This is a genomic window from Candidatus Contendobacter odensis Run_B_J11 (genome assembly GCF_000531125.1).
Lineage (GTDB): Bacteria > Pseudomonadota > Gammaproteobacteria > Competibacterales > Competibacteraceae > Contendibacter > Contendibacter odensensis.
The window spans coordinates 21,692-28,763 of record NZ_CBTK010000267.1 but is presented as its reverse complement, the minus strand read 5'-3'; the positions used below and the strand labels follow the sequence as shown (position 1 = coordinate 28,763).

General features: G+C 55.6%; 6 protein-coding genes. 3 read left to right on the top strand and 3 right to left on the bottom strand.

The window, feature by feature from the left end; translation table 11 throughout:
* Positions 1 to 377 precede the first annotated feature (377 nt).
* Together BN874_RS22810 and BN874_RS16110 are read left to right on the top strand one after the other, a co-directional pair.
* Positions 378 to 1,559: a response regulator gene (locus tag BN874_RS22810; RefSeq protein ID WP_051497937.1), complete on the top strand. Its 1,182-nt coding sequence runs from the start codon at positions 378 to 380 to the stop codon at positions 1,557 to 1,559.
* Between the two features lie 135 nt (positions 1,560 to 1,694).
* Entirely contained in the window at positions 1,695 to 2,168 is a 474-nt protein-coding gene (locus BN874_RS16110) for an EVE domain-containing protein (protein ID WP_034435249.1), read from the top strand.
* On the opposite strand, the gene ilvA is transcribed toward BN874_RS16110, so the two are convergent.
* Positions 2,165 to 3,685 (bottom strand): threonine ammonia-lyase, biosynthetic, encoded by a 1,521-nt coding sequence (ilvA, locus tag BN874_RS16105; protein ID WP_034435248.1) that lies wholly within the window; start codon positions 3,683 to 3,685, stop codon positions 2,165 to 2,167. The two genes, BN874_RS16110 and ilvA, sit on opposite strands and share 4 nt — an antisense overlap.
* Before the next feature lie 35 nt (positions 3,686 to 3,720).
* Here ilvA and rpiA point away from each other — a divergent pair, with 35 nt between their 5' ends.
* Positions 3,721 to 4,380: a ribose-5-phosphate isomerase RpiA gene (gene rpiA / locus BN874_RS16100; protein ID WP_034435247.1), complete on the top strand. Its 660-nt coding sequence runs from the start codon at positions 3,721 to 3,723 to the stop codon at positions 4,378 to 4,380.
* A 72-nt stretch (positions 4,381 to 4,452) separates the two neighbouring features.
* Here the strand turns inward: rpiA and BN874_RS16095 are convergent, their stop codons facing one another.
* Together BN874_RS16095 and BN874_RS16090 are read right to left on the bottom strand one after the other, a co-directional pair.
* A complete protein-coding gene (locus BN874_RS16095; RefSeq protein ID WP_034435246.1) occupies positions 4,453 to 5,571 on the bottom strand; it encodes a porin in 1,119 nt (372 codons plus the stop codon).
* 264 nt (positions 5,572 to 5,835) lie between these two features.
* The gene (locus BN874_RS16090; RefSeq protein ID WP_034435245.1) at positions 5,836 to 6,999 is read right to left on the bottom strand and encodes a porin; all 1,164 of its coding nucleotides are present in this window, start codon (positions 6,997 to 6,999) and stop codon (positions 5,836 to 5,838) included.
* Between the last annotated feature and the right edge of the window lie 73 nt (positions 7,000 to 7,072).

Below are 7,072 nucleotides of genomic sequence, written 5' to 3'. Positions count from 1 at the left end.
CCCAGCAGGTTGCCGAGGGTACCGCCAGCGAGGCCGTAGCCGATGCCGGCCAGGCTGGCCAGCCAGAAGACGCCGATGGGCGCGGCGGTACAGGCTGCACAGCCATGGCGGGCGACGGCGGCGGGCGGCGCGACCAGAGCAAGTAGAGTTCTTTTCATAACGTGGTTCCTTTGATGGATTTGGCTTAAAGTATCAGGCTAAGGCTTAATTTAGAGTTATCGGGCGAATGATGATGCGATTTTGACCGCACCACACTATAACCATAGTCTTGATTTTCACCCTTCGCACGACAACCGCAATGGATCAATATAGTCGAACGGATCGCAACTGGAACCGTTCGGGACAAAATGACGATTCTCATGCCGTAGGAGGCCTGCATGAATATCAAAAAAGCGCTGGTGGTGGACGATTCCAAAGTCGCTCACTTAACCTTACGCAAGCTGTTGATCGAGCGCGGTATCGAGGTTGATTGGGTCGGATCCGGCGAAGATTGCATGAAGTACCTGGACACCAAGAAGCCTGAAATCATCTTCATGGATGTGATGATGCCCGGTATGGACGGCTTCGAGACCAGTCGGGCCATCACCGGCCACAATCCTCAGGGCGCGTCGCCCATCATCATGTGTTCAGCCAACGCCACCGACGAGGACAAGCGGGACGCCAAGGAAAGCGGCGCAGTCGGTTTCCTCTCCAAGCCCTACACCCCGGAACAACTGGACGAAGTGCTGCGGATGGTCAGCGAGGGCACTGCCGCCATTTCGATGGTGGAGCCGGCGACGCCGCCGAGACCCGTGATTACCCCGCCAGCCGTCGTCGAGAAAACGCCGCCAACCCCGGTCACCCCTGCTCAACCGCCGGTTGCGGCTCCTGCCAAAGCCCCAACGACAGCCCCGACTGTTGCAATGTCTGCAACCGAGGTCGAACAAATCGCCGAGCGTGCGGCTTGGGCTGCCGCCGAAAAAGTCGCCCGCGACATCGTTCAGGAATTAGTGCCCAATCTGGCGCGTGAAGTCGCCCAGCAAGCAGCGCGCGGTGTCGCTGAAGATTTGGGCCGGCGAGCCGCGCATGCGGCGGTACGCGCCGCCCAGGAAGCCGCCAAGCAGGTCGCTACTGAAATTGCCCGTGGCACTGCTGAACGCACTGCCCGTACTACGGCCCAGGAAAGCGCCAGAACAGTCGCTGAACAGGCCGCCCGTGAAGTCAGCGAGGGTATTTCCCAGCGCAATATTGCCCGTGGTCTGGAAGTCAACCGGGAAGAGTTGCTTGCGCAGATCGAAGAACAGGTTGGCCGGCAAAGCCAGGAAACATTGGTGATGATCACCGGCTCACCTGAATTTAAGCAACAGATTATCCAGATGGTTCGCTCGGGGATTCAACCGGTGATCGAAACCATCGCCCGGGAAACTGCCGAGCGATCAGTGCAGCGAGCCACCGCTGACCTCGTTGCCCAGTCCGGTGGATCGTCGACGGCACGCGCTACTCTGGCCTTGGTCCTCGCCATCGTCGCCGTCCTGGGATCGGCTGCTGCGTTGCTGGGCCACACCCTCAAGCTGTTTTAGTTCTCTATAGGCCCTGCCCGCTGGCGACTCCCACGCCAGCGGTTTTTTATGCCTGCTCCTGCTGCCGATCTTCATCCGTGCCGAACCCGCGATTGATAGTACAGCCCAGGGCTTACACGGATTAAGAGGTTACGCATGAGCTACTGGCTATTGAAATCAGAGCCTTCGGCGTTCGGAATCACCGATCTGGTTGCCGCACCCAACCGGATCACGCCATGGGAAGGGGTTCGCAACTATCAGGCTCGCAATTTTCTGCGGGATGGCTTGCGGGTAGGCGACCAGGCGTTCTTTTATCATTCCGGCACTGCGCATCCGGCCATTGTTGGGATTGTTGAAATTGTGCGGGCAGGCTATCCCGATGAGACTGCGTTCGATCCGGCCAGCCCTTATCACGATCCGGCCAGTACGCCGGCGAATCCGCGCTGGTACCGGGTGGACGTTCAACTGCTCAGAGCCTTGCAACGACCGATCACCCTGGCCGAATTGAAGCAGCACCCAACGGCGCTGGGAGAGTTCGCCCTGCTACGCCGGTTCAACCGGTTGTCGGTGCTGCCGGTGACTGCGGCGCAATGGGCGTTTATTCTGACGCTGGAAGCTGCGCCGGATTAGCTCCGCCCATCCAGAAACAGCCGATAGGCCGGATTGTCGGTCTCGTCGCAATGGGGATAGCCCAGTTCACGGATGTACTGATCGAACTGGGACCGTTCTGCTGCTGGAACCTGAATCCCGATCAGCACCCGACCGTAATCGGAGCCGTGATTGCGGTAATGGAACAGGCTGATATTCCAGCCGTGCGCCATGCCGGTAAGAAACTTCAGCAATGCGCCCGGCCGTTCGGGAAACTGGAACCGGTAGAGCAGCTCGTCGCGGATTCCCGGCGCATGACCGCCCACCATGTAACGCACATGCAGTTTCGCCATCTCGTTGTCGCTCATGTCCACTGCCGGGTAGCCCTGCTCGTGCAATGCCTCGAAGATGCGGTTTTTTTCTTCTTCACCTTCGGTCAGTTGGATGCCTGCGAAAACTTGCGCCTGCCGCGCATCGGCGTAACGGTAGTTGAACTCGGTAATAGCCCGCTTGCCGATGACTTGGCAAAACTTGCGGAAGCTGCCCGGATGTTCCGGGATGGTCACTGCCAGCAACGCCTCGCGCCGTTCGCCCAATTCAGCCCGTTCGGCGACATGGCGCAGCCGGTCAAAATTGATGTTGGCGCCACAGTTGATGGCGATCAGATTTTTACCGGTGACGCCGGTGCGCTCTACGTACTTTTTCAAACCTGCTGCGCCCAGCGCTCCAGCGGGTTCGGCGATGGAACGGGTATCGTCGAAAATGTCCTTGGTGGCGGCACAAATTTCATCGGTGGACACCACGATGACCTCATCCACCAGATCCTGCGCCAGCCGGAAGGTCTCTTCACCCACCTGCCGCACTGCAACGCCATCGGCGAAAATACCGACTTGATCGAGAATCACCCGGTGACCCTGCTTGAGCGCCTCATACATCGAAGCGGCGTCATCCGGTTCCACCCCGATGATCTTGATATCCGGGCGCAGAAACTTCACATAGGTCGCCACTCCGGCGATCAGGCCGCCGCCGCCAACCGCAATAAAGATCGCTTCAATCGGGTCGGGGTGCTGGCGCAGGATTTCCATGCCGATGGTGCCATTGCCGGCGATAACGTCTGGATCGTCGTAGGGATGAATAAAGGTCATGCCCTTTTCGGTTTCCAGTTGCCGGGCGTGTTGATAGGCTTCATCGTAGGTGTCGCCGAACAGTACCGTTTTTCCGCCCCGGTCGCGCACCGCCTGGATCTTGATCGCTGGAGTAGTGCGCGGCATAACAATCGTGGCTTTCGCACCGAGCCGCTGGGCGGCCAGCGCGACCCCTTGGGCATGATTACCCGCTGAGGCGCAAATAATGCCTTTGTCCAAGGTTTCGCGTGACAGCTTGGCGATCTTGTTATAAGCGCCGCGCAGCTTGAAGGAGAACACCGGTTGCAAGTCCTCGCGCTTGAGCAGTACCCGATTGTTCAGCCGCCGCGACAGGCGGTTCATGACCTCCAGCGGCGATTCGATAGCGACATCGTAAACCCGGGCAGTGAGAATTTTTTTGATGTAATCGTGCATGATGGCTTTGGAAAATTGTGGAGGAGAACACCGCCATGTCCAGCGATGAGATGAAAAAACGCGCCGCCGAAGCAGCTTTGAAATATGTTGAAGAAAATACCGTCGTAGGAATCGGCACCGGATCGACAGTCAATCATTTTATTGACGCCCTGTCGCGGATCAAGCACCGGATTGAGGGCGCAGTTTCGAGTTCAGAAGCAACGACTCAGCGGTTGAAGGCGCACAAAATCCCGGTGCTGGATCTAAATGCGGCTGGACCGTTGCCGTTATATGTGGATGGCGCCGATGAGGCCAATCGGCATTTGCAATTGATCAAGGGCGGCGGTGGGGCGTTGACCCGCGAAAAGATTATTGCCGCCGCCAGTGACCAGTTCATTTGCATCGCTGATCAAACCAAATTGGTAGACGTGCTGGGAACATTTCCGCTACCGGTCGAAGTGATTCCAATGGCGCGCAGTCATGTCGGGCGGGAATTGCTCAAACGGGGCGGTCAGCCGGTGCTGCGCGAAAATTTCATCACTGATAACGGCAATCTGATTCTGGATGTTTATAACCTGCGAATTCTGGATCCGGCCAAGCTGGAGACGGAATTCAATAACATCGCCGGCGTCGTCACCGTGGGATTGTTCGCACTGCGTCCGGCGGATGTGCTGCTGCTGGGAACTCCCGACGGGGTACAGGCACTGAAGCCTTGAAGGGCGGCGGTCGAGCATAAAAAACGGGCGCTGTCGCCAGCGCCCGCTGCCCTTACGCCTGTCTTGCTTGAATTAGAAATCTACGCGGGTGCCAATAGAAACGGCGTTTTGGTCGCCGTAGAAGAAGCTGTCGGCGCTGCGGCCGATGTATTCGGCCCAAAGTCGAGTCCGCTTGCTGAAGTTGTATTGGTAGCCAACAACATAGTTGTCGATTGTGTTATCGCCTTTAGTGCCGGGATCAAGCTGGCCGTAAGCAGCACTGATCATGTTATTTCCGAAGGTGTAAGAACCCGTCAGGAAGAAGTTGCTTGCATCATCACCACCAACGCGAACACCACCAACTCTGGCATTGGAAATCAGGCCGAACTGGTTGAGCGTACCCTGCTCATAAATAAAGCCCACGCTGAAAGGACCTGAAGCATACCCTAGGCCCACGACCCATTGATCCAGATCAAGATCAAGGCTTACAGTATTAGAAATCGAGACGTTGCTGTTGCCATCGAGCGCGATGTAGCTAACACCGGCGAAAAACGGACCATTACTGTACTTAGCGGCGATATTCCAGACATCAATATTATCGGAGTAACCGGCCCCGCCATTGAAATCATTCGCGCCATTCATGACCAGCATGGCTTCACCAGTGAAACCGTTGAAGTCGGGCGTCGTATAATAAACGCTATTGTCATAACGGGTCAGAGCACCCCTGCCACGAGTCGTGTTTCCCGAAACATCGACCTCAAACCCGTTGAACGAGCCACCCAACCAGAACGGGCCAGTAAATGTTTTGCCACTGTTGAAGATGTCGGTAACACCCGCAACATGGTAATAGGGGGTTTCCTGTGTACCCAAGGTTACGGTGCCGAAGTTACCCTTGAGACCGACGAATTTAGGACGGTTACTCTCGAAATTACCGCCTTCAGTGACATCCACCCCAAACTCGTATTGATAGACAGCGCTCAGCCCTCCCCCCAGATCTTCGGAGCCTAGGACACCCAACCGTGAGTCGTTGTTAACAACATCCCAATAGCCATCGGGATCGGTCGCGCCGGGCACTTGATCCAGCAAACCTAACTTTTCGTCATTGTAATCCACCGACACCCGGGCGGAACCGTACAGAATGGTGTCAGCCTGTGCGGCGAGAGGAGCGGCGAGCGCTGCGGCAACGGCCAAGGCAAGAATAGACTTTTTCATCGTGTGAGTCTCAAGTTGTGGTGCAAAACAAACAGACTTCAAAATTCCTTTCCGATCAAATTGATACCTTGATTGGAAAGCAGTCTTGAAGCAACCTTGCTGGTATTTATATACACATTGCAGCAAAAAAGCAACTGCATTTTCATAAAAATACAACCAATTTGCGCATACACAACGAACTGGACAGCAACTTCCAAGCGAGAAAACAAAAACGGACGCCCGAAGGCGTCCGCTGGTTTTTTTAACCTGATTCAGCAGAGCGAATCAGAAATCAACCCGGGTACCCATGGAGACGATGTTGACGTCGCCATTGTTGTTTAGGTCTTGACCAATGTACTCAGCGAAGACGCGGGTACGCTTGCTGAAGTTGTACTGGTAACCCAGGATGTAATTGTTGATGTCTTGCTGATCAAATCGCACGGTATTAGCATTAGCAACATTTTGCACATAAACCGCGCTGTCCGGAGACATGTAGCCATATGCAGCCCGGATAACATTGTTGCCAAAGGTGTACTGGCCGGTCACATAAATGTTCTGAGACGTACCGAAGTATGCGTTGTTAGCATCGCCGTCCTCGTAGCTGAGGGTGAGCGCGAATGGACCCTGGTTATAACCTATGGCTATACCCCACTGATCCCCGTCAAACGCCGGCCGAGTGCTATTGATAAAAGTAACGGGGTTGGTGTTAAAGACGGTATCAAAGTTATCGCCATTCAGCGCCAGATAGGTCGCACCGATAAAGAACGGACCGTTCTTGTAGGTCGCCGCGATGTTCCACAGATCAACGCCATCACTGAGATTACTCGGGCAGGTCCTGAGGTCTACACAGGAAGTACTTATCTTGTCACCCGCACTGCCCGTCCCATTCATGACCAACATCGCCTGGGCGCTAAACCCGCTCCAATTGGGCGTGGAGTAGACCACGCTGTTGTCCATGCGCGTCCCGAACTGTTTACCCAGGTAGACGGTGGAGTTATCGAACGGGCGGTTGCTGTTGAAAATATCAGCGACGCCCATCACGTTGTAGTAGGGAGTCCACTGGGTGCCAAGAGTGACTGAACCCCAACTGTTGCCCTTCAATCCAACCCACTTCGGCCGGTTGCTGTTAAAGCCAGTACCACCTTCAGTCACATCAACGCCAAACTCATATTGATAGATAGCCGCCAGACCGCCGCCCAGATCTTCCTCACCACGCACACCCAGCCGGGAAGAGTTGTTGTAGACATCCCAGACTCCATCAGCACCGGGGGTGCCATAAGAGCTAATGCCGCCGGGGGTGAGGGAGAAGTTATTTTGGGGGCCGATACTGTTGTCAACCCAGTCGACCGATACCCGGGCAGAACCGTACAGGGTGGTATCCGCATAAGCAGCAGAACCAAAACCAACCAGCGCAGCAGCAACGGCCAGCGCAAGAGTAGACTTTTTCATGACTTAACTCCTAGGTTTGTGTTGTATGTACACAACAAGAGGGTTTTCACAACTCATTGGGGAGATTTATACG